Origin of the sequence: Psychrobacter sp., from assembly GCF_018260395.1 — a bacterium.
In the GTDB taxonomy this organism is placed as follows: Bacteria; Pseudomonadota; Gammaproteobacteria; order Pseudomonadales; family Moraxellaceae; genus Psychrobacter.
Map to the genome: position 1 here is coordinate 1 of NZ_JAGLBC010000229.1, position 2,135 is coordinate 2,135.

2 protein-coding genes are annotated in these 2,135 nt (G+C 34.9%); both read left to right on the forward strand.

What is annotated here, in order from left to right; all coding sequences use genetic code 11:
* Window positions 1–352: 352 nt before the first annotated feature.
* Window positions 353–1,090 carry a gamma-glutamyl-gamma-aminobutyrate hydrolase family protein gene (locus QZ265_RS10715; protein WP_296406032.1) on the forward strand — a complete coding sequence of 246 codons (738 nt, stop codon included), beginning with the start codon at window positions 353–355 and terminating at the stop codon, window positions 1,088–1,090.
* A complete protein-coding gene (locus QZ265_RS10720) occupies window positions 1,068–2,012 on the forward strand; it encodes a cupin domain-containing protein (protein WP_296406034.1) in 945 nt (314 codons plus the stop codon). The genes QZ265_RS10715 and QZ265_RS10720 overlap by 23 nt, the downstream gene beginning before the upstream one ends.
* Window positions 2,013–2,135 lie beyond the last annotated feature (123 nt).

Here is a 2,135-nt window from a genome sequence, read left to right on the forward strand (position 1 = left end):
CTATAAATTCATTCTAAATTTTTAAACTGAAGCCAAAATTTGATTAAAGTGATGATCTTATAAAAAGATGACGCTATTAACATAACAAAAGTTTTAAATTATTTAGTAACATTTAATTTAGCTAATTTTTGTTTGTATGATTTAATATAGGACTGAAAGATAAAGTTGTCAAATAAATTGTGTAAAATAATATATATGCATCATAGCTAGAGTTTTTATACTAAAAATATGATATTAGAGAGATATAGTTTACATTCTAATCTATAATGTGATAAATTATAGCCAATATTATTAAGTTTTAAGACATGTCATCATGGTCAAGCTTTAATACTTTAGAATTGAGGACTAAATTATGCAAAATAATAGACCAAATATTGCCATAGTGAGTTGTCACAAACTCATTGATGGCCAGCCTTCTCAAGCTGTATATCAAAAGTATATTGATGCCATAAATTATTATGGGGGTAATCCCATAATACTGCCTAACGTGTCAGCTGAAAGTGAAAACTTTAACGCTCTAATAGATCTTATTGATGGCATTGTATTAACTGGTAGCTATAGCAATGTAGCGCCGAGCCGTTATGGAGCAACTCATTTAGAACAATTGCAAGATTTAGGCCGAGATGAACTGAGTTTTAAATTATTAGCGCATGCTGATAAGTCAGGTACGCCATTGTTGGCGATATGTCGCGGATTGCAAGAGATGAACGTCTACTTTGGAGGTACATTGCATCCAGATTGGCGTGAGGTAGGAAGCTACTTTGAGCCTCATCTCGAAGATAAAAGTCAGCCTTTAGATGTTCAATATCAAACGGTTCACGATGTAAACATTCAATCCGAAGGTAGATTGTCAGAATTTGGCACCAAATGGCATGTAAACTCTCTACACAAACAAGCCATTCGCGATGTTGGCAATCGCCTGTTCGTTGAAGCGTTGGCACCAGATGGGTTGGTAGAAGCAATTAGTGCGATAGACCATCCATTTTTGATAGGTGTGCAATGGCATCCTGAGTTAAATTATATAAATGATAACTTATCAAAATTTTTATTTACGGAATTCATTCATCATGCCAGCAAAAAAGACGACTAAAAAAGCAGATAAACAGCAAGTTGACCTAGCTGAGTTCGAACGTCCTGAAACTAAGCATGGCAATAAAAGAGAAAAGTACGATACAAGCATCAAAGTTGATAGTGTCAAAGTTGATAGCGTCAATGAAAATAGCAGCATAGATAAATGCGCCAATAAAAGTCAAGGGATTGAAGATCAGGATTTCTCAAATGAAAGTGGCTATTTTGAAACAGAGAGCTTAGAAACTGGAAATTTAAAAACTGAAAATTTAGATAATGACAATTTTAAAGCAACTAACTTGGAGAATGATCACTCAAAAAGTAATGGCGATACCTCTAATGATGGCGATACCTCTAATATAATTATGTCTTCAGATAAAAATGAAGCAAAAGCAGATGATATTGGTAAAAAGATTAAGCAACTTCGTCTTACCAGAGGCTATTCACAGCGCAAACTTGCAACATTGGCTGGATTAACGAATACCTCAATTAGTTCTATAGAGCGCAATAAGGTAAGTCCTGCTGTTAACACTTTAAAATCGATTTTAGAAGTTTTAGGCTCGGATTTAGCCACTTTTTTTAGTGATGAATGGCAGGAACCTAAACCAAGAGTGGTAGTGACACCAGAGAACTTGGTAGAGCTTAGTGAGCCAAATAGCAAAGTCTCATTGAAGCAAGTGTATAGTGGCAGTACGACAAAGAACCTTGGCTTTTTGATTGAAACTTATCAGCCCAACAGTGCGACGGAAGATAAAATAGTTCACGAGGGTGAAGAGATTGGCACGGTAATAGAAGGGAAAATTATTATAAGAATCGAGGAGGATACTTATTTACTTAATGAAGGTGATAGCTATGTGATAGACACCATGAAGCCTCATACCTTTATTAATCCGTGTGATACGGTGACACGTATCGTTAGTGCGCATACGCCGACAACATATTAAAGTTAAGAGTACCTTTGACAACTAGATATTGCTTATAGCTGGATAGCATTAGTGTTATGCAATACTGCTATAACAGTTTTAACCATTTAAATAAGTGTCATAAAAAACGTTTCCTTAAATAAC

Bases quoted from the DNA above. Each gene is read 5' to 3' on its own strand.
- QZ265_RS10715 (WP_296406032.1), top strand. From the start codon at position 353: ATGCAAAATAATAGACCAAATATTGCCATAGTGAGTTGTCACAAACTC.
- QZ265_RS10720 (WP_296406034.1), top strand. From the start codon at position 1,068: ATGCCAGCAAAAAAGACGACTAAAAAAGCAGATAAACAGCAAGTTGAC.